General features: G+C 51.1%; 26 protein-coding genes. 20 read left to right on the forward strand and 6 right to left on the reverse strand.

Going from position 1 to position 23,447, the window contains the following annotated elements; genetic code table 11:
- Positions 1-7 precede the first annotated feature (7 nt).
- From agaF to ACJHW7_RS13505, 12 genes are all read left to right on the forward strand, one after another.
- Positions 8-442 (forward strand): PTS galactosamine/N-acetylgalactosamine transporter subunit IIA, encoded by a 435-nt coding sequence (gene agaF / locus ACJHW7_RS13450; protein ID WP_000948824.1) that lies wholly within the window; start codon positions 8-10, stop codon positions 440-442.
- Positions 439-1,572 (forward strand): N-acetylglucosamine-6-phosphate deacetylase, encoded by a 1,134-nt coding sequence (gene nagA / locus ACJHW7_RS13455; RefSeq protein ID WP_021557245.1) that lies wholly within the window; start codon positions 439-441, stop codon positions 1,570-1,572. Before agaF ends, nagA begins: the two co-directional genes overlap by 4 nt.
- A 350-nt stretch (positions 1,573-1,922) precedes the next feature.
- Complete coding sequence (locus tag ACJHW7_RS13460) at positions 1,923-3,077, forward strand: AgaS family sugar isomerase (RefSeq protein WP_001114852.1); 1,155 nt, start codon at positions 1,923-1,925, stop codon at positions 3,075-3,077.
- Positions 3,078-3,089: 12 nt separating this feature from the next.
- Positions 3,090-3,950: a tagatose-bisphosphate aldolase subunit KbaY gene (kbaY, locus tag ACJHW7_RS13465; protein WP_000022766.1), complete on the forward strand. Its 861-nt coding sequence runs from the start codon at positions 3,090-3,092 to the stop codon at positions 3,948-3,950.
- Between the two features lie 166 nt (positions 3,951-4,116).
- Positions 4,117-4,593, forward strand: coding sequence for a PTS galactosamine transporter subunit IIB (gene agaB, locus ACJHW7_RS13470; RefSeq protein WP_000098025.1), 477 nt, complete (start codon positions 4,117-4,119; stop codon positions 4,591-4,593).
- Positions 4,594-4,631: 38 nt separating this feature from the next.
- A complete protein-coding gene (gene agaC, locus ACJHW7_RS13475; RefSeq protein WP_000544489.1) occupies positions 4,632-5,435 on the forward strand; it encodes a PTS galactosamine transporter subunit IIC in 804 nt (267 codons plus the stop codon).
- On the forward strand, positions 5,425-6,216 hold the full coding sequence (agaD, locus tag ACJHW7_RS13480; RefSeq protein WP_000534351.1) for a PTS galactosamine transporter subunit IID: 792 nt from the start codon (positions 5,425-5,427) through the stop codon (positions 6,214-6,216). The genes agaC and agaD overlap by 11 nt, the downstream gene beginning before the upstream one ends.
- Positions 6,217-6,972, forward strand: coding sequence for a galactosamine-6-phosphate isomerase (locus ACJHW7_RS13485; protein WP_072657430.1), 756 nt, complete (start codon positions 6,217-6,219; stop codon positions 6,970-6,972).
- A gap of 400 nt (positions 6,973-7,372) precedes the next feature.
- The gene (locus ACJHW7_RS13490; RefSeq protein ID WP_001045435.1) at positions 7,373-7,957 is read left to right on the forward strand and encodes a fimbrial protein; all 585 of its coding nucleotides are present in this window, start codon (positions 7,373-7,375) and stop codon (positions 7,955-7,957) included.
- Positions 7,958-8,036: 79 nt separating this feature from the next.
- Positions 8,037-8,732, forward strand: coding sequence for a molecular chaperone (locus tag ACJHW7_RS13495; protein ID WP_040234997.1), 696 nt, complete (start codon positions 8,037-8,039; stop codon positions 8,730-8,732).
- A gap of 28 nt (positions 8,733-8,760) precedes the next feature.
- Positions 8,761-11,277: a fimbria/pilus outer membrane usher protein gene (locus tag ACJHW7_RS13500; RefSeq protein ID WP_001136468.1), complete on the forward strand. Its 2,517-nt coding sequence runs from the start codon at positions 8,761-8,763 to the stop codon at positions 11,275-11,277.
- Between the two features lie 9 nt (positions 11,278-11,286).
- On the forward strand, positions 11,287-12,378 hold the full coding sequence (locus ACJHW7_RS13505; protein ID WP_000816993.1) for a fimbrial protein: 1,092 nt from the start codon (positions 11,287-11,289) through the stop codon (positions 12,376-12,378).
- Positions 12,379-12,420: 42 nt separating this feature from the next.
- Here ACJHW7_RS13505 and rsmI read toward each other — a convergent pair whose 3' ends face one another.
- Positions 12,421-13,281 (reverse strand): 16S rRNA (cytidine(1402)-2'-O)-methyltransferase, encoded by an 861-nt coding sequence (rsmI, locus tag ACJHW7_RS13510; RefSeq protein WP_021557246.1) that lies wholly within the window; start codon positions 13,279-13,281, stop codon positions 12,421-12,423.
- A 64-nt stretch (positions 13,282-13,345) separates the two neighbouring features.
- On the opposite strand from rsmI, the gene lpoA reads away from it, so the two are divergent.
- From lpoA to dolP, 4 genes are read left to right on the forward strand one after another with little or no spacing between them, the layout of a single operon-like run.
- Complete coding sequence (lpoA, locus tag ACJHW7_RS13515; protein WP_021557247.1) at positions 13,346-15,382, forward strand: penicillin-binding protein activator LpoA; 2,037 nt, start codon at positions 13,346-13,348, stop codon at positions 15,380-15,382.
- Positions 15,340-15,735, forward strand: coding sequence for a YraN family protein (locus tag ACJHW7_RS13520; RefSeq protein ID WP_000246855.1), 396 nt, complete (start codon positions 15,340-15,342; stop codon positions 15,733-15,735). The genes lpoA and ACJHW7_RS13520 overlap by 43 nt, the downstream gene beginning before the upstream one ends.
- 19 nt (positions 15,736-15,754) lie before the next feature.
- Positions 15,755-16,345, forward strand: coding sequence for a DnaA initiator-associating protein DiaA (gene diaA / locus ACJHW7_RS13525; protein WP_001158034.1), 591 nt, complete (start codon positions 15,755-15,757; stop codon positions 16,343-16,345).
- Between the two features lie 9 nt (positions 16,346-16,354).
- Entirely contained in the window at positions 16,355-16,930 is a 576-nt protein-coding gene (gene dolP / locus ACJHW7_RS13530; RefSeq protein ID WP_000646033.1) for a division/outer membrane stress-associated lipid-binding lipoprotein, read from the forward strand.
- 113 nt (positions 16,931-17,043) lie between these two features.
- Here the strand turns inward: dolP and ACJHW7_RS13535 are convergent, their stop codons facing one another.
- Complete coding sequence (locus ACJHW7_RS13535; RefSeq protein WP_021557248.1) at positions 17,044-18,084, reverse strand: permease; 1,041 nt, start codon at positions 18,082-18,084, stop codon at positions 17,044-17,046.
- Positions 18,085-18,156: 72 nt separating this feature from the next.
- Positions 18,157-18,792 (reverse strand): NAD(P)H-binding protein, encoded by a 636-nt coding sequence (locus ACJHW7_RS13540; protein WP_000084526.1) that lies wholly within the window; start codon positions 18,790-18,792, stop codon positions 18,157-18,159.
- A 127-nt stretch (positions 18,793-18,919) separates the two neighbouring features.
- Here ACJHW7_RS13540 and yhbO point away from each other — a divergent pair, with 127 nt between their 5' ends.
- Positions 18,920-19,438, forward strand: a complete 519-nt coding sequence (yhbO, locus tag ACJHW7_RS13545) for a protein/nucleic acid deglycase (protein ID WP_021557249.1) — start codon at positions 18,920-18,922, stop codon at positions 19,436-19,438.
- Here the strand turns inward: yhbO and ACJHW7_RS13550 are convergent.
- Positions 19,418-19,861, reverse strand: coding sequence for a YhbP family protein (locus tag ACJHW7_RS13550; RefSeq protein ID WP_000449030.1), 444 nt, complete (start codon positions 19,859-19,861; stop codon positions 19,418-19,420). The genes yhbO and ACJHW7_RS13550 overlap by 21 nt on opposite strands.
- Before the next feature lie 50 nt (positions 19,862-19,911).
- Here ACJHW7_RS13550 and yhbQ point away from each other — a divergent pair, with 50 nt between their 5' ends.
- On the forward strand, positions 19,912-20,214 hold the full coding sequence (yhbQ, locus tag ACJHW7_RS13555; protein ID WP_000189314.1) for a DNA damage response exodeoxyribonuclease YhbQ: 303 nt from the start codon (positions 19,912-19,914) through the stop codon (positions 20,212-20,214).
- Here the strand turns inward: yhbQ and ACJHW7_RS13560 are convergent.
- Both ACJHW7_RS13560 and ACJHW7_RS13565 read right to left on the reverse strand, forming a co-directional pair.
- Positions 20,201-20,704 (reverse strand): GNAT family N-acetyltransferase, encoded by a 504-nt coding sequence (locus tag ACJHW7_RS13560; RefSeq protein ID WP_000908554.1) that lies wholly within the window; start codon positions 20,702-20,704, stop codon positions 20,201-20,203. The genes yhbQ and ACJHW7_RS13560 overlap by 14 nt on opposite strands.
- On the reverse strand, positions 20,698-21,222 hold the full coding sequence (locus tag ACJHW7_RS13565) for an SCP2 domain-containing protein (RefSeq protein ID WP_001295552.1): 525 nt from the start codon (positions 21,220-21,222) through the stop codon (positions 20,698-20,700). The genes ACJHW7_RS13560 and ACJHW7_RS13565 overlap by 7 nt, the downstream gene beginning before the upstream one ends.
- 208 nt (positions 21,223-21,430) lie before the next feature.
- Here ACJHW7_RS13565 and ACJHW7_RS13570 point away from each other — a divergent pair, with 208 nt between their 5' ends.
- Together ACJHW7_RS13570 and ACJHW7_RS13575 are read left to right on the forward strand one after the other, a co-directional pair.
- The gene (locus ACJHW7_RS13570) at positions 21,431-22,426 is read left to right on the forward strand and encodes a peptidase U32 family protein (RefSeq protein WP_001298771.1); all 996 of its coding nucleotides are present in this window, start codon (positions 21,431-21,433) and stop codon (positions 22,424-22,426) included.
- Between the two features lie 8 nt (positions 22,427-22,434).
- Positions 22,435-23,313, forward strand: coding sequence for a U32 family peptidase (locus tag ACJHW7_RS13575; RefSeq protein WP_001307410.1), 879 nt, complete (start codon positions 22,435-22,437; stop codon positions 23,311-23,313).
- The last annotated feature ends 134 nt before the right edge of the window (positions 23,314-23,447 follow it).

Raw genomic sequence — 23,447 nt, forward strand, 5'->3', positions numbered from 1 at the left:
GTATTAGATGTTAAGTATTATTTTGACAGGGCATGGCGGGTTTGCCAGCGGCATGGAAAAAGCAATGAAGCAAATTCTCGGTGAGCAATCGCAGTTTATCGCCATCGATTTTCCGGAAACCTCAAGCACCGCGCTGCTTACATCGCAGCTTGAAGAGGCCATCGCCCAACTGGATTGTGAAGACGGCATTGTTTTTCTGACGGATTTGCTGGGCGGCACGCCGTTTCGCGTAGCTTCAACGCTGGCGATGCAAAAACCGGGCTGTGAAGTGATTACCGGCACCAATTTACAACTGCTACTGGAGATGGTGCTGGAGCGCGAAGGGTTAAGCGGTGAAGAATTCCGTGTGCAGGCGCTGGAGTGTGGACATCGTGGGCTGACCAGTCTGGTGGACGAGTTAGGCCGCTGCCATGAGGAATGTCCGGTCGAGGAAGGAATATGACACACGTTCTGCGCGCCAGAAGGCTGCTGACTGAAGAGGGATGGCTCGATGACCATCAGTTGCGTATTGCTGACGGTGTCATCGCAGCAATCGAACCGATTCCAGTGGGCGTGACTGAACGCGATGCGGAACTGCTCTGCCCTGCTTACATCGACACCCATGTACACGGTGGTGCGGGCGTTGATGTAATGGATGACGCGCCGGATGTACTCGACAAGCTGGCAATGCACAAGGCACGCGAAGGTGTCGGCAGTTGGTTACCGACCACCGTAACCGCGCCGCTTAATACCATTCATGCGGCGCTGAAACGTATTGCTCAACGTTGCCAACGCGGCGGACCTGGTGCGCAAGTGCTGGGGAGTTATCTCGAAGGACCGTACTTCACGCCGCAGAATAAAGGCGCGCATCCGCCGGAATTGTTTCGCGAGCTTGAAATTGCCGAGCTGGATCAATTGATTGCCGTTTCTCAGCACACCTTACGCGTGGTAGCGCTGGCACCGGAAAAAGAAGGGGCATTGCAGGCCATCCGCCATCTTAAACAGCAAAATGTAAGGGTGATGCTGGGGCATAGCGCGGCGACCTGGCAACAAACCCGCGCCGCGTTTGATGCTGGTGCCGACGGCATGGTGCATTGCTATAACGGGATGACAGGTTTACATCACCGCGAACCGGGAATGGTTGGCGCGGGATTAACGGACAAGTGCGCCTGGCTGGAACTGATAGCCGATGGTCATCATGTGCATCCGGCGGCGATGTCGCTGTGTTGTTGCTGTGCGAAAGAGAGAATCGTGCTGATCACCGACGCGATGCAGGCAGCCGGGATGCCGGATGGTCGCTATACGTTATGTGGTGAAGAAGTGCAGATGCACGGTGGCGTTGTCCGTACCGCGTCCGGTGGGCTGGCGGGCAGTACGCTGTCTGTTGATGCGGCAGTGCGCAACATGGTCGAGTTGACGGGCGTAACGCCTGCGGAAGCCATTCATATGGCATCGCTGCATCCGGCGCGAATGCTGGGTGTTGATGGTGTTCTGGGATCGCTTAAACCGGGCAAACGCGCCAGCATCGTTGCGCTGGATAGCGGGCTGCATGTGCAACAAATCTGGATTCAGAGTCAATTAGCTTCGTTTTGATAGTTTGCTCCTTTATTGGGCCTTCACTTCCCCCGTAAGGCCTTTCTTTTTCTTTCGTTTTGATCTGTGCAGCGGTGTCGGATGCGACGCTAACGCGTCTTATTCGACCTACGATACGCCGCATCCGGCAATCGGTGAACATAGCGACGTCATTACGCAATTCTTTAATCTTCCCTTGTCTTTTCTTTCAATGATCACAGATTTCGTTTTATTTCCTTTTTCTCCATTGAACTTTCGGTTTCTTTTCTATAGATTTTAATCAACGAAAGACATCACCAAGTGAAATGAAACGAAAGGCAAGTGAAAGCGACAACGCCCGACGTCAAGTTCATCAGACTAAGGATTGAGTTATGCCAGAAAATTACACCCCTGCTGCCGCCGCATCCGGTACATGGACTGAAGAAGAGATCCGCCATCAGCCTCGCGCATGGATCCGTTCACTCACCAACATCGACGCGCTACGTTCCGCGCTCAATAACTTCCTTGAACCGTTACTGCGCAAAGAGAATCTGCGGATCATCCTGACCGGAGCCGGAACCTCGGCATTTATCGGTGATATCATCGCGCCGTGGCTCGCCAGCCATACCGGTAAAAACTTCAGCGCCGTACCAACCACCGATCTGGTCACTAATCCGATGGACTACCTGAACCCAGCCCATCCGCTGCTGTTGATCTCCTTCGGTCGATCCGGCAACAGCCCGGAAAGCGTCGCAGCCGTGGAACTGGCAAATCAATTTGTACCGGAATGCTATCACCTGCCGATCACCTGCAACGAAGCGGGCGCTCTTTACCAAAACGCGATCAACAGCGATAACGCGTTTGCCGTGCTGATGCCCGCAGAAACGCACGATCGCGGCTTTGCGATGACCAGCAGCATTACCACCATGATGGCCAGCTGCCTCGCGGTTTTCGCACCTGAGACGATCAACAGCCAAACCTTCCGCGACGTGGCGGATCGTTGCCAGGCGATCCTGACCTCACTGGGCGATTTCAGCGAAGGTGTGTTTGGTTACGCACCGTGGAAACGGATCGTTTATCTCGGCAGCGGTGGCTTACAGGGCGCAGCACGCGAGTCGGCGCTGAAAGTGCTGGAACTGACGGCGGGTAAACTGGCGGCCTTTTATGATTCTCCAACCGGATTCCGTCATGGACCAAAATCGCTGGTCGATGACGAAACGCTGGTGGTGGTATTTGTCTCCAGCCACCCTTACACCCGTCAGTATGATCTTGATCTGCTGGCTGAACTTCGCCGTGACAACCAGGCAATGCGTGTAATCGCCATCGCCGCGGAAAGCAGCGACATCGTCGCTGCCGGTCCACATATCATCCTGCCACCGTCACGTCACTTTATCGACGTTGAGCAGGCATTTTGCTTCCTGATGTACGCCCAGACGTTTGCACTGATGCAGTCGCTGCACATGGGCAATACGCCGGATACCCCATCAGCCAGTGGCACCGTTAACCGCGTGGTGCAAGGCGTAATCATTCATCCGTGGCAGGCATAAGAGGATCGCATTATGAGCATTATCTCCACTAAATATCTGTTACAGGACGCCCAGGCCAATGGCTACGCGGTGCCTGCCTTTAACATTCATAACGCCGAGACGATCCAGGCGATCCTCGAAGTGTGCAGTGAAATGCGATCGCCGGTGATCCTCGCCGGAACGCCGGGGACCTTTAAACATATCGCGCTGGAAGAGATCTACGCCCTGTGCAGCGCCTATTCCACAACCTACAACATGCCACTGGCGCTGCATCTCGACCACCACGAATCGCTGGATGATATTCGCCGTAAAGTCCACGCAGGCGTGCGCAGTGCGATGATCGACGGCAGCCACTTCCCGTTTGCCGAGAACGTAAAGCTGGTGAAATCGGTTGTCGACTTCTGCCACTCCCAGGATTGCAGCGTGGAAGCAGAACTGGGCCGCCTGGGCGGTGTTGAAGATGACATGAGCGTTGACGCCGAAAGTGCATTCCTGACCGATCCACAAGAAGCTAAACGCTTTGTCGAACTGACTGGCGTCGACAGCCTGGCGGTAGCGATTGGTACGGCGCACGGCTTATACAGCAAAACGCCGAAGATTGATTTCCAGCGGCTGGCGGAAATTCGTGAAGTGGTGGATGTTCCTCTGGTGCTACATGGTGCCAGCGATGTTCCGGATGAATTTGTCCGTCGCACTATTGAACTTGGCGTCACAAAAGTGAACGTTGCCACAGAATTAAAAATAGCCTTCGCCGGCGCGGTTAAAGCCTGGTTTGCGGAAAATCCGCAGGGTAATGATCCTCGTTATTATATGCGCGTCGGAATGGATGCGATGAAAGAAGTTGTCAGAAATAAAATTAATGTCTGTGGTTCAGCGAATCGAATTTCAGCATAATCATTAGTTTTTTATGATTTATCCCAATGTACTTCCCGATTAATATCGGGGAGTGCCTTAATGGAAAAGGAGATGACTAAACCTTAATAAATACATCAGTACAATATCGCAACAATAATATATTTAAAAAAATTATATTATTCAACTTTATGGTGAGGATTACACAATGAGCAGTCCAAATATTCTCTTAACCCGTATTGATAACCGTCTGGTTCACGGTCAGGTTGGCGTGACCTGGACATCCACCATCGGTGCGAATCTGCTGGTAGTCGTGGATGATGTTGTCGCTAACGATGATATTCAACAGAAATTAATGGGTATTACCGCAGAAACCTACGGCTTTGGCATTCGTTTCTTTACTATCGAAAAAACCATTAACGTCATCGGCAAAGCTGCACCGCATCAGAAGATCTTCCTGATTTGCCGTACGCCACAAACGGTACGTAAATTGGTAGAAGGTGGCATTGACCTGAAAGATGTCAACGTCGGCAATATGCATTTCTCGGAAGGGAAAAAGCAAATCAGCAGTAAAGTTTATGTCGATGACCAGGATCTCACGGACTTACGTTTTATTAAACAACGTGGCGTGAATGTTTTCATTCAGGACGTCCCTGGCGATCAAAAAGAACAAATCCCTGACTAAATCTAAAATCGCCTTAATATTGGTTTGAGGTAATAAAAATGCATGAAATAACCCTACTTCAGGGATTATCCCTGGCGGCGTTAGTTTTCGTTCTGGGGATTGATTTTTGGCTGGAAGCCTTATTTTTATTCCGCCCGATAATCGTTTGTACCCTAACTGGCGCTATTCTCGGTGATATTCAGACTGGCTTAATTACCGGTGGTCTGACAGAGTTGGCTTTCGCCGGATTAACCCCTGCAGGTGGTGTTCAGCCGCCCAACCCTATTATGGCGGGTCTGATGACCACCGTCATTGCATGGTCTACGGGCGTTGATGCCAAAACGGCAATTGGTCTTGGCCTACCGTTTAGTTTGTTAATGCAGTACGTCATTCTGTTCTTCTATTCTGCTTTCTCATTATTTATGACCAAAGCCGATAAATGCGCGAAAGAAGCGGATACGGCAGCGTTTTCCCGACTTAACTGGACAACGATGCTCATCGTCGCTTCAGCGTATGCGGTGATTGCTTTCCTCTGTACTTACCTGGCACAAGGGGCGATGCAGGCGCTGGTGAAAGCGATGCCCGCCTGGCTGACCCACGGCTTTGAAGTGGCTGGCGGTATTCTGCCTGCCGTTGGTTTTGGCTTGCTGCTGCGCGTGATGTTCAAAGCACAATATATCCCTTACCTGATCGCCGGCTTCCTGTTTGTTTGCTACATCCAGGTCAGCAACCTGTTGCCGGTTGCCGTACTGGGCGCAGGCTTTGCGGTGTATGAGTTTTTCAATGCGAAATCCCGGCAGCAAGCGCAACCGCAGCCCGTTGCCAGTAAAAATGAAGAAGAGGACTACAGCAATGGGATCTGAAATCAGTAAAAAAGATATCACCCGTCTGGGCTTTCGTTCGTCGCTGCTGCAAGCGAGCTTTAACTACGAAAGGATGCAGGCGGGCGGTTTTACCTGGGCGATGTTGCCGATCCTGAAAAAGATTTATAAGGATGACAAACCGGGCCTAAGCGCAGCGATGAAAGATAACCTCGAATTTATTAATACCCACCCGAATCTGGTCGGATTCCTGATGGGGTTATTAATTTCGATGGAAGAAAAAGGAGAAAACCGCGACACCATTAAAGGCCTCAAAGTGGCACTGTTTGGCCCAATCGCCGGGATTGGCGATGCGATTTTCTGGTTTACTTTGTTGCCGATTATGGCGGGAATTTGCTCATCATTTGCCAGCCAGGGAAACCTGCTGGGGCCGATTCTATTTTTCGCCGTTTACCTGCTTATCTTTTTCCTGCGCGTCGGCTGGACCCACGTCGGTTATTCAGTCGGCGTGAAGGCGATCGATAAAGTGCGAGAGAACTCGCAGATGATTGCTCGCTCGGCAACCATCCTCGGGATCACGGTAATCGGCGGGCTGATCGCTTCGTATGTGCATATTAACGTGGTGACATCGTTTGCCATCGACAGTACCCACAGCGTCGCGCTGCAACAGGATTTCTTCGATAAAGTCTTCCCGAACATTTTACCGATGGCCTACACCCTGCTGATGTATTACTTCCTGCGGGTGAAAAAAGCGCATCCGGTGCTGTTAATCGGCGTGACTTTTGTGCTCTCTATTGTTTGTTCCGCATTCGGCATTTTGTAAATGGAACGAGGCACTGCGTCTGGCGGTGCCTCTTTACTTAAGGAATTTCATCCTGTGCAAACCCTTCAGCAAGTTGAAAACTATACGGCGTTAAGTGAACGTGCCAGCGAATATTTATTGGCCGTGATCCGTAGCAAACCGGATGCCGTGATTTGCCTGGCGACCGGAGCCACGCCATTACTGACGTATCATTATCTGGTAGAAAAAATCCACCAGCAGCACGTTGATGTCAGCCAGCTCACCGTCGTCAAACTCGATGAATGGGTGGATCTGCCATTAACGATGCCTGGTACCTGCGAAACTTTCCTGCAACAGCATATCGTGCAGCCGCTGGGGCTACGTGAAGACCAGCTCATCAGCTTTCGCTCCGAAGAGATAAATGAGACAGAGTGCGAACGGGTAACGAACCTGATTGCGCGCAAAGGCGGTCTGGATTTATGCGTTCTCGGATTGGGGAAAAACGGTCATCTTGGGCTGAACGAACCGGGGGAAAGCCTACAACCGGCCTGCCATATCAGTCAACTTGATGCCAGAACACAGCAACATGAGATGTTAAAAACCGCGGGTCGCCCCGTGACTCGTGGGATCACCTTAGGCCTGAAGGATATTCTCAATGCCCGCGAGGTTTTGTTACTGGTGACTGGCGAAGGAAAGCAGGATGCGACAGAACGTTTTCTCACGGCTAAAGTCTCTACCTCTATCCCGGCTTCGTTTTTGTGGCTGCACAGTAACTTTATTTGTTTAATTAATACCTAACCAGATGAAAAATTTGCTCAAAATGTTTAAATTAACTTATTCAACAGTCACGCATTATATTAAATAACATTTGACTGGGTTGAACATAACGCCAATAGCAAAAGGAGTTATGTTCAACAATTTAATTTTAGATATACATATAACTTGTTCTATTAATAAACCATCTCGTATTCTGACTCGCCCCCTGGCGCAGCAAAGTCATGCACTTATACTCTTTTGAATACATAGAAAATTGATATCAATATAATGAAAATATCAAATATTTGCATATAAATATAATCTTAAAGTTTAGTCTATTTAATGTTCAATGAAATATTTCTACCTGTATAATCTTTAAAGATGTTGAACATATATTCACATTAAATATGATTATGTACTTGTTACAAGGATAAGGTTATAAATGAATAAAGTTACAAAAACAGCTATTGCGGGCTTACTTGCGCTTTTCGCAGGTAATGCCGCTGCAACCGATGGTGAAATAGTTTTTGATGGCGAGATTTTAAAATCCGCTTGTGAAATCAATGACTCTGATAAGAAAATTGAAGTTGCTCTTGGTCACTATAATGCCGAACAGTTTCGTTCTGTAGGCGATCGTAGCCCAAAAATTCCATTCACTATTCCTTTAGTTAACTGCCCAGTGACTGGGTGGGAGCACGATAACGGCAACGTTGAAGCGTCTTTCCGTTTATGGCTGGAAACGCGGGATAATGGTACCGTCCCTAACTTCCCTAATCTGGCAAAAGTGGGCTCTTTTGCTGGCACAGCGGCAACAGGTGTGGGTATCCGTATTGACGATGCGGAAAGCGGAAACCTTATGCCACTAAATGCTATGGGCAATGATAACACGGTTTATCAGATCCCTGCGGACTCCGCTGGAGTTGTTAATGTTGACCTCATCGCTTACTACGTATCAACCGTTGAAGCATCAGAAATCACCCCAGGGGAAGCAGACGCTGTCGTTAACGTAACGCTGGATTACCGTTAATACGTTACGGCGTTATCTGACCTTTCAGATAACGCCCTTTTCCTTCCTCTTTCTCGTTGTATCAGGTTGAAAAATAACTATGTCAAAACGAACATTCGCGGTGATAATAACCTTGTTGTGTAGCTTCTGTATCGGCCAGGCGCTTGCAGGGGGTATCGTTTTACAGCGAACGCGAGTGATCTATGATGCCAGCCGCAAAGAGGCTGCGTTACCTGTCGCAAACAAAGGCGCAGAAACGCCTTATTTACTGCAATCATGGGTAGATAATATAGATGGTACAAGCCGTGCCCCATTTATTATAACCCCACCGCTATTTCGTCTTGAAGCTGGCGATGATTCATCACTGCGAATTATTAAAACAGCTGATAACCTGCCTGAAAATAAAGAGTCGCTGTTCTACATTAATGTTCGTGCCATTCCAGCAAAGAAAAAATCAGATGATGTTAATGCTAACGAGTTGACGCTGGTATTTAAAACACGGATCAAAATGTTTTATCGCCCCGCACACTTGAAGGGGTTGGTCAACGATGCGTGGAAATCACTGGAATTTAAACGTAGTGACCATTCACTCAATATATATAACTCAACTGAATATTACGTCGTATTTGCCGGACTGGCAGTCGATAAAGCCGATCTCACAAGCAAAATTGAATATATCGCGCCCGGAGAACATAAACAGTTACCACTTCCAGCATCTGGCGGAAAGAACGTGAAATGGGCTGCGATCAATGATTATGGCGGCAGTTCCGGGACAGAAACTCGTCCACTGCAATAACAAATATAAAAACACAGGTCATCAGGGAATGCCACAACGACACCACCAGGGACATAAACGCACACCGAAACAGTTGGCGCTCATTATCAAACGCTGTTTGCCGATGGTGCTCACTGGCAGCGGCATGCTTTGCACTACCGCTAACGCCGAAGAGTATTATTTCGACCCCATTATGCTGGAAACCACAAAAAGTGGTATGCAAACAACCGATCTGTCACGTTTTTCAAAAAAATACGCACAACTACCAGGAACTTATCAGGTTGATATCTGGCTGAATAAAAAGAAGGTTTCACAGAAAAAAATTACATTTACCGCCAATGCAGAGCAACTTCTGCAGCCACAGTTTACGGTAGAACAACTACGTGAGCTGGGTATTAAGGTGGATGAAATCCCGGCGCTGGCTGAAAAAGATGACGATAGCGTGATCAACTCGCTTGAACAAATCATTCCCGGTACAGCTGCTGAATTTGATTTCAATCATCAGCGACTTAATTTGAGCATTCCCCAAATTGCACTGTACCGTGATGCAAGAGGTTACGTCTCCCCTTCTCGTTGGGACGATGGTATACCAACGCTGTTTACCAACTACTCGTTTACAGGTTCTGATAACCGTTACCGCCAGGGCAATCGTAGCCAACGACAGTACCTGAATATGCAAAATGGTGCTAATTTTGGCCCCTGGCGATTACGTAACTATTCTACGTGGACACGCAACGATCAGGCGTCAAGCTGGAACACTATCAGTAGTTATTTACAACGTGATATCAAGGCGTTGAAGTCTCAGTTGCTTCTGGGAGAAAGCGCCACCAGCGGCAGTATTTTTTCCAGCTACACCTTTACTGGCGTGCAACTCGCTTCCGACGATAATATGTTGCCAAACAGCCAGCGCGGATTTGCCCCAACGGTACGCGGTATCGCAAACAGTAGTGCAATCGTGACTATCAGGCAAAATGGTTATGTGATCTATCAAAGCAACGTGCCAGCGGGTGCCTTTGAAATTAACGATCTCTACCCCTCTTCCAACAGCGGCGATTTAGAAGTCACGATTGAAGAAAGTGACGGTACACAACGTCGCTTTATCCAGCCTTATTCTTCATTACCCATGATGCAGCGACCTGGGCATCTAAAATATAGCGCGACCGCTGGACGCTATCGCGCTGATGCAAACAGTGATAGCAAGGAACCCGAATTTGCTGAAGCCACGGCAATATATGGTTTGAATAATACTTTTACGCTGTATGGCGGCCTGCTCGGTTCTGAAGATTATTATGCGCTGGGGATCGGTATCGGCGGCACACTTGGCGCACTGGGCGCGTTGTCGATGGATATCAACAGAGCTGACACCCAATTCGATAACCAGCACTCTTTTCATGGCTATCAATGGCGTACGCAGTACATCAAAGATATCCCGGAAACCAACACCAATATCGCTGTCAGCTACTATCGCTATACCAACGATGGCTATTTTAGTTTTGATGAAGCCAATACCCGCAATTGGGACTATAACAGTCGCCAAAAAAGTGAAATTCAATTCAACATCAGCCAGACAATATTTGATGGGGTAAGTCTGTATGCCTCCGGTTCACAGCAAGACTATTGGGGCAATAACGAGAAAAACAGGAATATCTCTGTTGGGGTTTCCGGCCAGCAATGGGGAATTGGTTACAGCCTGAATTATCAATACAGCCGCTACACTGATCAAAATAATGACCGCGCACTCTCTTTGAATCTCAGTATTCCGTTAGAACGCTGGTTACCGCGTAGCCGGGTTTCCTATCAGATGACCAGCCAGAAAGATCGCCCAACCCAACATGAAATGCGTCTTGATGGCTCACTGCTGGATGATGGTCGCCTGAGCTATAGCCTGGAACAAAGTCTGGATGACGATAACAACCATAACAGTAGCCTGAACGCCAGTTACCGTTCACCTTATGGAACCTTCAGTGCCGGATACAGTTACGGTAATGACAGCAGCCAATACAATTACGGCGTTACCGGCGGCGTGGTTATCCATCCTCATGGCGTGACGCTCTCGCAATATCTGGGCAACGCTTTTGCGCTTATCGATGCTAACGGGGCATCTGGCGTGAGGATACAAAACTATCCGGGGATTGCTACCGATCCCTTTGGCTATGCAGTGGTTCCTTATCTCACAACTTATCAGGAAAACCGTCTCTCGGTAGATACTACGCAGCTGCCCGATAACGTCGATCTTGAACAAACAACACAGTTTGTGGTGCCCAACAGAGGTGCAATGGTAGCGGCGCGTTTCAACGCCAATATCGGTTATCGCGTACTTGTTACAGTCAGCGATCGCAACGGTAAACCGTTGCCCTTTGGCGCTCTTGCCAGCAACGATGATACGGGGCAACAAAGTATCGTCGATGAGGGCGGCATACTATATCTCTCTGGGATATCGAGTAAATCACAAAGCTGGACTGTACGCTGGGGAAATCAGGCAGATCAACAATGTCAGTTTGCTTTTAGTACACCGGATTCAGAACCAACAACCTCTGTATTACAAGGTACAGCGCAGTGCCATTAAGGATAAAAAATGAAAAGAGCGCCTCTTATAACAGGACTTTTGTTGATATCCACATCCTGCGCTTATGCCTCCTCAGGAGGGTGTGGAGCCGACAGCACTAGCGGTGCGACAAATTACAGCAGTGTGGTTGATGATGTTACGGTGAACCAGACAGATAACGTGACAGGACGGGAGTTTACCTCTGCAACGCTAAGTAGCACTAACTGGCAATACGCCTGTTCCTGCTCTGCGGGTAAGGCAGTTAAACTTGTCTATATGGTCAGCCCCGTACTTACCACCACTGGACATCAGACAGGATATTACAAACTCAATGACAGCCTGGATATTAAAACCACATTACAGGCAAACGACATTCCAGGACTCACAACCGACCAGGTTGTCTCTGTTAACACCCGATTCACACAGATAAAAAGCAGCACCGTATATTCTGCTGCAACCCAAACGGGTGTTTGCCAGGGTGACACGTCTCGTTATGGACCCGTTAATATTGGTGCAAATACCACCTTTACCCTGTATGTCACCAAGCCATTTCTCGGCTCGATGACCATTCCGAAAACGGATATTGCCGTCATTAAAGGCGCGTGGGTCGATGGAATGGGAAGCCCGTCTACAGGTGACTTCCATGATTTAGTCAAGTTATCGATTCAGGGAAATCTCACCGCCCCACAGTCGTGCAAAATTAATCAGGGCGATGTTATTAAGGTTAATTTTGGATTCATCAATGGTCAGAAGTTTACCACCCGCAATGCCATGCCAGACGGTTTTACTCCAGTAGACTTTGATATCACTTATGACTGTGGTGATACTTCAAAGATTAAAAACTCGTTGCAAATGCGCATCGACGGTACAACTGGGGTAGTAGACCAGTACAACCTGGTCGCCAGACGAAGAAGTTCAGACAATGCGCCCGATGTCGGTATTCGTATTGAAAATCTCGGTGGCGGAGTTGCAAATATTCCTTTTCAGAACGGTATCCTTCCCGTTGATCCTTCCGGGCATGGCACCGTCAATATGCGCGCCTGGCCAGTTAATCTGGTCGGTGGTGAGCTGGAAACAGGAAAATTTCAGGGCACAGCCACCATTACCGTCATCGTGCGGTAAAAGAAGACGTTGCGTTTTGATTAACGCAACGCTTCGGCACTCTTACCCCTGCTGCTCCAGCGCATACTTATACAGCGCATTTTTCTTCACGCCGTGAATTTCTGCGGCCAGCGCCGCCGCTTTTTTCAGCGGCAGTTCTGCCTGCAACAGAGCCAGCGTGCGCAGGGCATCAGCAGGCAGGTCATCTTCCTGCGCTTTATGACCTTCGACAATCAGCACCATTTCGCCTTTGCGACGGTTTTCATCTTCCTTTACCCACGCCAGCAGCTCGCCAACGGGCGCGCCGTGAATGGTTTCCCAGGTTTTGGTCAGCTCACGCGCCAGAACCACGTAGCGGGATTCGCCTAATACCGCAACGATATCTTCCAGGCTATCTAACAGACGGTGGGTAGATTCATAAAAAATCAGCGTGCGCGGCTCCGCTTCAATGGCTTTTAGCGCATCACGGCGGCCTTTTGATTTGGCAGGTAAAAAGCCTTCGTAACAGAAACGGTCAGAGGGTAAACCCGCGGCGCTTAACGCAGTGATAGCAGCACACGGTCCGGGTAGCGGCACCACACGAATCCCCGCTTCACGGCAGGTACGCACCAGATGGTAGCCAGGATCGTTAATTAGCGGCGTTCCGGCATCGGAAACCAGCGCAATGTTTTGCCCCTCTTGCAGCTTCGCCAGCAGCGTTTCGGCTTTTTGTTGCTCGTTATGGTCGTGCAGCGCAAACAACCGGGCATTAATCCCAAAATGTTGCAGCAATAAACCGGTGTGACGAGTATCCTCGGCGGCAATCAGATCAACGGCCTGTAATACCTCTAACGCACGCTGGGTGATATCCGCCAGATTGCCGATTGGCGTCGGTACAATGTAAAGCTGGCCCTGAGAATTATCCGCCGATTGGTGTTGTTTCATTGTGTCGTCCGTATTGCCGATTTAATATTGAGCATTGCGTAAAAAAAATATCACTGGATACATTATGGTACCCTCAACATTTTCTCGTTTGAAAGCCGCGCGTTGTCTGCCTGTTGTTCTGGCAGCCCTGATTTTCGCCGGTTGTGGCACCCATACTCCCGATCAGTCCACTGCTTATATGCAGGGCACGGCGCAGGCTGATTCTGCCTTTTATCTTCAGCAGATGCAGCAAAGCTCTGATGATACCAGGATCAACTGGCAATTACTCGCCATTCGTGCACTGGTGAAAGAAGGTAAAACCGGGCAGGCGGTGGAGTTGTTTAATCAACTACCGCAAGAACTGAACGATTCTCAGCGTCGCGAGAAAACACTGCTGGCGGCAGAGATTAAACTGGCGCAGAAAGATTTTGCTGGCGCGCAAAACTTGCTGGCGAAAATCACACCTGCCGATTTAGAACAAAACCAGCAAGCGCGTTACTGGCAGGCAAAAATCGATGCCAGCCAGGGGCGTCCTTCCATTGATTTACTGCGCGCGTTAATTGCTCAGGAACCGCTGCTTGGCGCGAAAGAAAAACAGCAGAATATTGATGCCACCTGGCAGGCGCTCTCCTCCATGACTCAGGAACAGGCGAATACGCTGGTGATCAACGCCGACGAAAATATTCTGCAAGGCTGGCTGGATCTGCAGCGCGTCTGGTTTGATAACCGTAACGATCCCGACATGATGAAAGCCGGGATCGCCGACTGGCAGAAACGTTATCCGAACAACCCGGGCGCGAAAATGCTGCCAACGCAGTTGGTTAACGTAAAAGCGTTTAAACCAGCATCAACCAACAAAATCGCCCTGCTGTTGCCACTGAATGGCCAGGCAGCGGTATTTGGTCGCACTATTCAGCAAGGCTTTGAAGCGGCGAAAAATATCGGCACTCAGCCAGTGGCAGCTCAGGTAGCTGCCGCACCTGCCGCAGACGTAGCAGAACAACCTCAACCGCAAACCGTGGATGGCGTTGCCAGCCCGGCACAAGCCTCGGTTAGCGATCTGACCGGTGAACAGCCTGCAGCCCAGCCGGTGCCTGTAAGCGCCCCGGCGACAAGCACCGCAGCGGTAAGCGCACCCGCAAATCCATCCGCAGAGCTGAAAATCTACGATACCTCATCACAACCACTTAGCCAGATCTTAAGCCAGGTTCAGCAGGATGGCGCGAGTATTGTGGTCGGTCCGTTGCTGAAAAATAACGTTGAAGAGTTGCTGAAGAGCAACACCCCGCTGAACGTGCTGGCACTGAACCAGCCAGAGAATATCGAAAATCGCGTCAATATTTGTTACTTCGCGCTTTCACCGGAAGACGAAGCGCGCGATGCAGCGCGTCATATTCGTGACCAGGGTAAACAAGCGCCGCTGGTGCTGATCCCACGCAGTTCATTGGGCGATCGCGTAGCCAATGCGTTTGCGCAAGAGTGGCAGAAACTGGGCGGCGGCACCGTTCTGCAACAAAAATTTGGTTCCACCAGCGAATTACGCGCGGGTGTTAACGGCGGTTCTGGTATTGCTTTAACGGGTAGCCCGATTACTCTCAGAGCGACAACCGACTCCGGCATGACGACCAACAATCCAACGCTGCAAACCACGCCAACCGATGACCAGTTCACCAATAATGGCGGTCGTGTCGATGCGGTGTACATTGTGGCAACGCCGGGTGAAATCGCTTTTATCAAACCGATGATCGCCATGCGTAACGGTAGCCAGAGCGGTGCAACGCTGTACGCCAGCTCCCGCAGTGCGCAAGGGACCGCTGGCCCGGATTTCCGACTGGAGATGGAAGGCTTGCAGTACAGCGAAATCCCGATGCTGGCAGGCGGTAATCTGCCGTTAATGCAGCAGGCGCTCAGCGCGGTGAACAACGATTATTCGCTGGCTCGCATGTATGCGATGGGCGTTGATGCCTGGTCGTTGGCAAATCATTTCTCACAAATGCGCCAGGTTCAGGGTTTTGAAATCAACGGTAATACCGGAAGCCTGACGGCTAACCCGGATTGCGTGATTAACAGGAAGTTATCATGGCTACAGTACCAACAAGGTCAGGTAGTCCCCGCCAGTTAACCACCAAACAGACCGGCGATGCGTGGGAAGTACAAGCGCGTCGCTGGCTGGAAGGCAAAGGACTGCGATTTGTCGCCGCTAACGTGAACGAGCGTGGCGGCGAGATCGATCTGATAATGCGTGAAGGCCGGACCACCGTTTTTGTCGAGGTGCGTTACCGCCGCTCTGCGCTTTATGGCGGCGCGGCAGCCAGTGTGACCCGCAGCAAACAACACAAATTATTACAGACTGCCCGCTTGTGGCTCGCGCGTCATAATGGGAGTTTTGATACTGTGGATTGCCGGTTCGATGTGGTAGCCTTCACCGGGAATGAGGTTGAGTGGATTAAGGATGCCTTTAATGACCACTCATAATTAAGGTTTAAGGATTAGCGTGCAAGAAAGAATTAAAGCTTGCTTCACTGAAAGCATTCAAACTCAAATTGCGGCGGCAGAGGCGCTTCCGGATGCCATCTCCCGTGCGGCCATGACGCTGGTTCAGTCTCTGCTCAATGGCAACAAAATCCTCTGTTGTGGTAATGGAACTTCCGCTGCCAATGCACAGCATTTTGCTGCCAGCATGATCAACCGTTTCGAAACGGAGCGGCCCAGCTTACCTGCCATTGCACTAAATACTGATAATGTTGTCTTAACGGCGATTGCCAACGATCGCTTACATGATGAAGTGTATGCAAAACAGGTGCGGGCGCTGGGTCATGCGGGAGATGTATTGTTAGCCATTTCCACCCGTGGCAACAGCCGCGATATTGTAAAAGCGGTAGAAGCTGCCGTTACGCGTGATATGACCATTGTGGCATTAACCGGCTATGACGGCGGTGAACTTGCAGGTTTGTTAGGGCCACAGGATGTGGAAATCCGCATTCCTTCGCATCGTAGTGCTCGCATTCAGGAAATGCATATGCTGACGGTAAATTGCCTGTGCGATCTGATCGATAACACGCTTTTCCCTCACCAGGATGATTAAGGAGAATACATGAAGGCATTATCGCCAATCGCAGTCCTTATTTCCGCGCTGCTGTTGCAAGGTTGTGTTGCCGCTGCCGTAGTGGGTACTGCTGCTGTGGGTACCAAAGCCGCAACTGACCCACGCAGTGTCGGCACCCAGGTGGACGATGGTACCCTGGAAGTGCGCGTGAACAGCGCATTGTCGAAAGACGAACAGATTAAGAAAGAAGCGCGTATTAATGTAACGGCCTATCAGGGCAAAGTGCTGCTGGTTGGGCAGTCACCAAACGCTGAACTTTCGGCTCGCGCCAAACAGATTGCTATGGGCGTAGACGGTGCCAACGAAGTGTATAACGAGATTCGTCAGGGCCAGCCGATTGGTCTGGGCGAAGCGTCTAACGATACGTGGATCACCACCAAAGTGCGTTCGCAGCTCTTAACCAGCGACCTGGTGAAATCGTCCAACGTGAAAGTGACCACCGAAAACGGTGAAGTGTTCCTGATGGGGCTGGTGACTGAACGTGAAGCGAAAGCGGCGGCAGATATTGCCAGCCGGGTGAGCGGCGTGAAGCGGGTAACTACGGCGTTTACGTTTATTAAATAGCAGCCCCTTGTAATGCCTGATGCGACGCTTGCCGCGTCTTATCAGGCCTACAACGATGCAAACCGTAGGTCGGATAAGGCGTTTACGCCGCATCCGACATGTTTTCCCTCAAATCAGAATAACAGCGCCAGCCCGCCGACAATCACGCCTGACACTGCCACCATCGCCCCCGTCAGCCATAAGGCTTTCGCCGGGAACGCTTTGCGCAGCATAATCAGTGACGGCAAACTCACCGCCGGGAGCGTCATCAACAATGCCAGCGCCGGAGCAGTTCCCATACCTACCAGCATCATCGTTTGTACAATCGGAATTTCTGCTGCCGTGGGAATGACAAACAAGCATCCTGCTACCGCCATCGCCACCACCCACATCAGGCTGTTATCGACAGCACCATCGGCATGGGGGAATAACCAGACGCGAGCGGCACCCAACACCAGTACTGCAAGGATGTAAACCGGGATTGTACTCCAGAAAAGCGTCCATAGCGCCCTGCCCCAGCGGCTAAAAAATCCGCCCTGTGCTTCCGGTATGTCAATTTCGACCGGTGCTTGCGTTTGCGGTGTTTCACGCACCCATTTTTGCACCAGCGTCGCAATCAGCAACACCATCACCAGCCCCGCCACCAGACGAATCGCCGCAAAACCCCAGCCGAGGACGAACCCCATAAACACCAGCGTCGCCGGGTTTAACAACGGATTCCCCATCCAGAATGCCAGCGCACCGCCCATCGATACCTGTTGGCGACGCATTCCCGCCGCGACCGGAGCCGCACAGCAGGTACACATCATGCCCGGCAGTGAAAACAGCGTTCCCAGCAGCGTGCCGCGAAAGCGCGATTGCCCAAGCGTACGCAACAACCAGTCACGCGGGATCAGCACCTGAATCAACGAACCGAGGATCACCCCCAGCACCGCCGCTTTCCATACTGCGAGGAAATAGATCATCGCGTAATCCAACGCCGCTTGCCACGGATTAGCATCCGCCTGCACAAGGATAGATTTACCGATACTGTGGGTTTCGGCAGCAGTAAACGCTTTGCCGTAGTAAGGTTGCCATTTCACATACCAGAGACCGGCAATGACAACGAGAAAGAAAAGCGCGGGTTTCCACCACTGAATGGGCGTTGCCGCCTGAGATGAAGACTGACCAGTCATAGCATTCCCCAGGAATAAGTTATGATAATTGAGCGCGTGAATATTACGCTCACTATCAATCCTTGGGAATAATTATTCAGCTCTTTTGCGTAATTCTGAAGAGCTTAAAATCGTCACGCCTTCATGCTCAGGCCGCATCGCCTCTGCCAGCATGACCCGCGCCACGTCTCTCGCATCAATGGATTTCCAGTTACCGGGTAACAAACGGAACAGCGGCGCAAAAAGCGTTTCGTTCATCCGCTGTTTGCTACGATCGCCCAGTAACATCGACGGGCGAGCAATGGTCAATTTCGGCCAGTTCTGGGCGATTAATGCTTCTTCCATCTCCCCTTTGACGCGGTTATAGAAAAACGGCGAGTGGGCATTGGCACCCATAGCACTGACCACCAGCATATGCTGCGCGCCTAGTCGCCGCCCGGTTAATGCGGTATCCACTACCAGCGTGTAATCGGCATGAATAAACGCCTCTTTGCTCCCCGCTTCTCGCCGCGTGGTGCCGAGACAACAAAACACAATGTCGATGGGATCGGTGACCTGCGCCAGCGCGTCAGTCAGTTGCGGATCATGGGGATTAAACACCCCGGGCATATCGCCCAACGGACGTCGCGTCGGTGCAGCAATAGCGTTAACTTTCGGTTCGTTAATCAACATCCGCAGCAGGTGACCGCCCACCAGCCCCGTTGCGCCTGTAATCAGTACCTGACTCATCTTCGCTCCTTTACAGAATTGTCTGCCTTGCGCTCCCCGGCTCATGCACCAGGCTTAATAGACCATGAGGTAATTATCCCCGATTGTGGAAAATTCGCCTCATCCAATGCAACAACGCGGAGGAAGCATGAGTAAGAAAATTGCCGTTTTAATCACTGATGAATTTGAGGATTCAGAATTTACTTCACCCGCAGACGAGTTCCGTAAAGCCGGACACGAAGTGATTACCATTGAAAAACAAGCAGGTAAAACGGTGAAAGGCAAAAAAGGAGAAGCCAGCGTGACCATCGATAAATCCATCGATGAAGTGACGCCAGCGGAGTTTGATGCCCTGCTGCTACCGGGCGGCCATTCACCGGATTATCTGCGTGGGGACAACCGTTTTGTCACCTTCACCCGCGATTTTGTGAATAGCGGCAAACCGGTGTTTGCCATCTGTCACGGTCCGCAGTTGCTGATCAACGCCGATGTGATTCGGGGACGCAAACTGACCGCAGTAAAACCGATCATTATTGATGTTAAAAATGCGGGCGCGGAATTTTACGATCAGGAAGTCGTGGTCGATAAAGATCAGCTGGTTACCAGCCGGACACCGGACGATCTGCCAGCGTTTAACCGCGAGGCGTTACGCCTGCTCGGTGCCTGAGTCGCGTAGCCAAATCATTTTTTTACCAAAGCCCAGCGTGTTGTCGGTGAATTTGATTTCATCGAGCCGGATTTCCCACACCGGGGCCGACAGCATTCTGGCAACCGGAAAGCGACGATTGTACGCCTTGCGCGCGAGGTCGCTTTCCTCACCTTCCAGCCTGCGGATCTCACCTTTAAACTGCACACCGCGAATTAACGCTACCGTTTTCGGCTGACCGTTTACCGTTCCGGCAACTGCCGCCTGCGGCCCGCTCATCTGCGCGTGGCGCGTTTTTTCTTCCGTCAAAATGTAGAAGGCGACTTTCTGCGCATCAAAAAGATAAAAGGCATTAGCGCACCAGAGTTCCCCTTCCTGCTGCACACACCAGGTGACAACATGTTGTTTTGCCAGCCAACGGCTGATGGCGATGAGTGTTTCCATTGCTGTTCTCTTTTATACTGTGGGCCTGACCTTAACATGCGATGCAGACGATGACACCCTGGTTTCTTTACTTGATCCGTACCGCCGACAATAAGCTTTATACCGGGATCACCACGGATGTCGAACGCCGCTATCAGCAGCACCAAAGCGGCAAAGGGGCGAAAGCACTGCGCGGGAAAGGAGAACTGACGCTGGCGTTTTCTGCTCCAGTGGGCGATCGTTCGCTGGCGTTACGGGCGGAATATCGCGTTAAGCAACTGACCAAACGGCAAAAAGAGCGTCTGGTAGCGGAAGGCGCAGGGTTTGCAGAGCTGTTAAGCAGTCTGCAAACCCCGGAGATTAAAAGCGATTGAAATGCTCGTGATACTCAACCAGGCCGGTAACGCCATTCAGCGCGTCATCCGCTAAACGATGTACCTGGAAGGCGCTTTCAGTGCCCGGCCAGCGGCAACGCAGATCGTGATGCGCCGCCAGTTCAAAGCCGAAACGACTGTACAGCGCCGGATCGCCCAGCGTCACCACTGCGGCATAGCCGAACTCATTAAGCGAATCGAGTCCTTCATAGACCAGTTGGCGTGCCAGCCCCTGTCCACGGTATTTTTCATCAACCGCCAACGGTGCCATGCCGACCCATTGCAGGTCTTCGCCCTGCACATCAACCGGACTAAATGCCACATAGCCAATGACCTGACCTTCGTCATCTGTCGCCACCAGCCCCAGCGTCAGAAAGCCATCTTCACGCAGATCGTGAACCAGCTTCGCTTCCGCATCACTTTCGAATGAGCGACGTAGCAGGGCATCAATACCCGGCGCATCAATGGGAATTTCTACTCGAATTAGCATGGTTCACCTACCGATGTCTGTTTGGTTTCAGGCGCGGTTTTCATTCCCGCCTCAACAAAATCCGCCAGTTGCAGCAGCATCATGCGTAAGGCTTTCGGCATTTGCTCCAGTTCAATGGCGTCCATCAGGTTTTTCACATACAGCCCCAGCTCCGTATCGCCTTCAATCACCAGCCGACGCTGGAAGAAGAGCGTATCCGGATCTTGTTTACGCGCCGCAATCATCAGCAGATCGCTGGCGTCGGCACTAAAACTCACATCAGCTTGCGCGTTCTGGCTGACCACCAGTTTGCCATTCACCACCGAGGTAAACCATTGCAGGTCAATATCACGCACATGAATACTTAACCAGCGGCCTTCAAGAAACTCCAGCTCACCATCATCCAGCGCCTGACGGAATTGCCAGCTTAAGACCTGCTCAAGAACCTGGCGTTTTAGCGCAAATGGCGTCAGTTTTACCGGTACACTCAACAGAGATGGCCCCAAATGCACAATACGGGAACGCAGTTTATCCAACACGAGTTTTACTCCCTGTTTCAACAATCATCCTATTTTGCCATATCAGAAAAATAACATAGCGGTATAAATCAACAATTCCATATGAAATTGCTGCTACCACCAATACAACTTTAACTGCCTTAAATCAAAAATTGTCGCAGCAAGGTTAACTAAAATCCCAGTTCGTTAACATTTTTGCGTTTTGATAGCGCAACCTTCAGGAAAAATTATGGAGCTGCTCTGCCCTGCCGGAAATCTCCCGGCGCTTAAGGCGGCCATCGAAAACGGCGCAGATGCTGTTTATATCGGGCTAAAAGATGATACCAATGCCCGTCACTTCGCCGGCCTTAACTTTACCGAGAAAAAATTGCAGGAAGCGGTGAGTTTTGTCCATCAACATCGCCGCAAACTTCACATCGCGATTAACACTTTTGCGCATCCGGACGGTTACGCCCGTTGGCAGCGCGCCGTGGATATGGCGGCGCAGCTGGGTGCCGACGCGCTGATCCTCGCCGACCTCGCCATGCTGGAATACGCCGCCGAGCGTTATCCGCATATTGAGCGCCACGTATCGGTGCAGGCTTCGGCGACCAATGAAGAGGCGATTAACTTTTATCATCGCCATTTTGACGTTGCCCGCGTGGTGCTGCCGCGCGTGTTGTCGATTCATCAGGTGAAACAACTGGCACGGGTCACACCTGTACCACTGGAAGTCTTTGCTTTCGGCAGCCTGTGCATTATGTCGGAAGGTCGTTGCTATCTGTCGTCGTATCTGACGGGTGAGTCGCCCAACACCGTAGGCGCGTGTTCTCCGGCCCGTTTCGTGCGCTGGCAACAAACGCCGCAGGGGCTGGAATCCCGCCTGAACGAAGTGCTGATCGACCGTTATCAGGACGGCGAAAACGCAGGTTATCCGACGCTATGTAAAGGGCGTTATCTGGTGGACGGCGAGCGCTATCACGCGCTGGAAGAACCAACCAGTCTCAATACCCTGGAACTGCTGCCGGAGTTAATGGCGGCGAATATTGCTTCGGTGAAAATTGAAGGCCGCCAGCGTAGCCCGGCGTATGTCAGCCAGGTGGCGAAAGTCTGGCGTCAGGCTATCGACCGTTGTAAGGCCGATCCGCAAAACTTCATACCGCAAAGCGCGTGGATGGAGACGCTCGGGTCGATGTCCGAAGGCACGCAGACCACCCTTGGCGCGTATCACCGTAAATGGCAGTGAGAAGAGCAATGAAATATTCCTTAGGGCCAGTGCTGTGGTACTGGCCAAAAGAGACGCTGGAAGATTTTTATCAGCAGGCCGCCACCAGCAGCGCCGACGTGATTTATCTTGGTGAAGCGGTATGCAGCAAGCGCCGGGCAACCAAAGTTGGCGACTGGCTGGAGATGGCAAAATCGCTCGCCGGAAGTGGCAAGCAGATTGTGCTCTCCACGCTGGCGCTGGTGCAGGCATCCTCTGAACTGGGCGAACTGAAACGCTATGTTGAGAACGGTGAGTTTCTGATTGAAGCCAGCGATCTCGGCGTGGTGAATATGTGCGCTGAACGCAAACTGCCGTTCGTCGCCGGGCACGCGCTGAACTGCTACAACGCGGTGACGCTGAAAATATTGCTCAAACAGGGCATGATGCGCTGGTGTATGCCGGTGGAGCTTTCCCGCGACTGGCTGGTGAATCTGCTTAATCAGTGCGATGAGCTGGGCATTCGCAACCAGTTTGAAGTGGAAGTCCTGAGCTACGGTCATCTACCGCTGGCCTACTCCGCCCGCTGCTTTACCGCGCGTTCGGAAGACCGCCCGAAAGATGAGTGTGAAACCTGCTGCATTAAGTATCCGAACGGGCGCAACGTGCTGTCGCAGGAAAACCAACAAGTGTTTGTACTCAATGGCATTCAGACCATGAGCGGCTACGTTTACAACCTCGGTAACGAGCTGGCATCCATGCAGGGGCTGGTTGATGTGGTCCGCCTGTCACCGCAGGGTACTGACACTTTCGCGATGCTCGACGCCTTCCGCGCTAATGAAAATGGCGCTGCGCCACTATTGTTGACGGCAAACAGCGACTGTAACGGCTACTGGCGGCGGCTGGCAGGACTGGAGCTGCAAGCCTAAGTAAATATGCTCGTCATACTTCAAGTTGCATGTGCTGCATCTGCATTCGTTCACCCCAGTCACTTACTTATGTAAGCTCCTGGGGATTCACTCTCTTGTCGCCTTCCTGCAACTCGAATTATTTAGAGCACAGC

This window comes from Escherichia sp. WS1152 (assembly GCF_046487665.1).
In the GTDB taxonomy this organism is placed as follows: domain Bacteria; phylum Pseudomonadota; class Gammaproteobacteria; order Enterobacterales; family Enterobacteriaceae; genus Escherichia; species Escherichia coli.

What these genes read in the sequence shown, in the direction of transcription:
- ACJHW7_RS13520 (WP_000246855.1), top strand. Translation starts at nt 15,340, where the DNA reads ATGGCTACAGTACCAACAAGGTCAGGTAGTCCCCGCCAGTTAACCACC.
- ACJHW7_RS13490 (WP_001045435.1), top strand. Translation starts at nt 7,373, where the DNA reads ATGAATAAAGTTACAAAAACAGCTATTGCGGGCTTACTTGCGCTTTTC.
- ACJHW7_RS13535 (WP_021557248.1), bottom strand. Translation starts at nt 18,084, where the DNA reads ATGACTGGTCAGTCTTCATCTCAGGCGGCAACGCCCATTCAGTGGTGG.
- ACJHW7_RS13575 (WP_001307410.1), top strand. Translation starts at nt 22,435, where the DNA reads ATGAAATATTCCTTAGGGCCAGTGCTGTGGTACTGGCCAAAAGAGACG.
- nagA (WP_021557245.1), top strand. Translation starts at nt 439, where the DNA reads ATGACACACGTTCTGCGCGCCAGAAGGCTGCTGACTGAAGAGGGATGG.
- agaC (WP_000544489.1), top strand. Translation starts at nt 4,632, where the DNA reads ATGCATGAAATAACCCTACTTCAGGGATTATCCCTGGCGGCGTTAGTT.
- agaB (WP_000098025.1), top strand. Translation starts at nt 4,117, where the DNA reads ATGAGCAGTCCAAATATTCTCTTAACCCGTATTGATAACCGTCTGGTT.
- ACJHW7_RS13485 (WP_072657430.1), top strand. Translation starts at nt 6,217, where the DNA reads ATGGAACGAGGCACTGCGTCTGGCGGTGCCTCTTTACTTAAGGAATTT.
- lpoA (WP_021557247.1), top strand. Translation starts at nt 13,346, where the DNA reads ATGGTACCCTCAACATTTTCTCGTTTGAAAGCCGCGCGTTGTCTGCCT.
- ACJHW7_RS13560 (WP_000908554.1), bottom strand. Translation starts at nt 20,704, where the DNA reads ATGCTAATTCGAGTAGAAATTCCCATTGATGCGCCGGGTATTGATGCC.
- yhbQ (WP_000189314.1), top strand. Translation starts at nt 19,912, where the DNA reads ATGACACCCTGGTTTCTTTACTTGATCCGTACCGCCGACAATAAGCTT.
- ACJHW7_RS13460 (WP_001114852.1), top strand. Translation starts at nt 1,923, where the DNA reads ATGCCAGAAAATTACACCCCTGCTGCCGCCGCATCCGGTACATGGACT.
- ACJHW7_RS13500 (WP_001136468.1), top strand. Translation starts at nt 8,761, where the DNA reads ATGCCACAACGACACCACCAGGGACATAAACGCACACCGAAACAGTTG.
- kbaY (WP_000022766.1), top strand. Translation starts at nt 3,090, where the DNA reads ATGAGCATTATCTCCACTAAATATCTGTTACAGGACGCCCAGGCCAAT.
- ACJHW7_RS13505 (WP_000816993.1), top strand. Translation starts at nt 11,287, where the DNA reads ATGAAAAGAGCGCCTCTTATAACAGGACTTTTGTTGATATCCACATCC.
- yhbO (WP_021557249.1), top strand. Translation starts at nt 18,920, where the DNA reads ATGAGTAAGAAAATTGCCGTTTTAATCACTGATGAATTTGAGGATTCA.
- rsmI (WP_021557246.1), bottom strand. Translation starts at nt 13,281, where the DNA reads ATGAAACAACACCAATCGGCGGATAATTCTCAGGGCCAGCTTTACATT.
- ACJHW7_RS13540 (WP_000084526.1), bottom strand. Translation starts at nt 18,792, where the DNA reads ATGAGTCAGGTACTGATTACAGGCGCAACGGGGCTGGTGGGCGGTCAC.
- ACJHW7_RS13570 (WP_001298771.1), top strand. Translation starts at nt 21,431, where the DNA reads ATGGAGCTGCTCTGCCCTGCCGGAAATCTCCCGGCGCTTAAGGCGGCC.
- ACJHW7_RS13495 (WP_040234997.1), top strand. Translation starts at nt 8,037, where the DNA reads ATGTCAAAACGAACATTCGCGGTGATAATAACCTTGTTGTGTAGCTTC.
- agaD (WP_000534351.1), top strand. Translation starts at nt 5,425, where the DNA reads ATGGGATCTGAAATCAGTAAAAAAGATATCACCCGTCTGGGCTTTCGT.
- agaF (WP_000948824.1), top strand. Translation starts at nt 8, where the DNA reads ATGTTAAGTATTATTTTGACAGGGCATGGCGGGTTTGCCAGCGGCATG.
- dolP (WP_000646033.1), top strand. Translation starts at nt 16,355, where the DNA reads ATGAAGGCATTATCGCCAATCGCAGTCCTTATTTCCGCGCTGCTGTTG.
- ACJHW7_RS13550 (WP_000449030.1), bottom strand. Translation starts at nt 19,861, where the DNA reads ATGGAAACACTCATCGCCATCAGCCGTTGGCTGGCAAAACAACATGTT.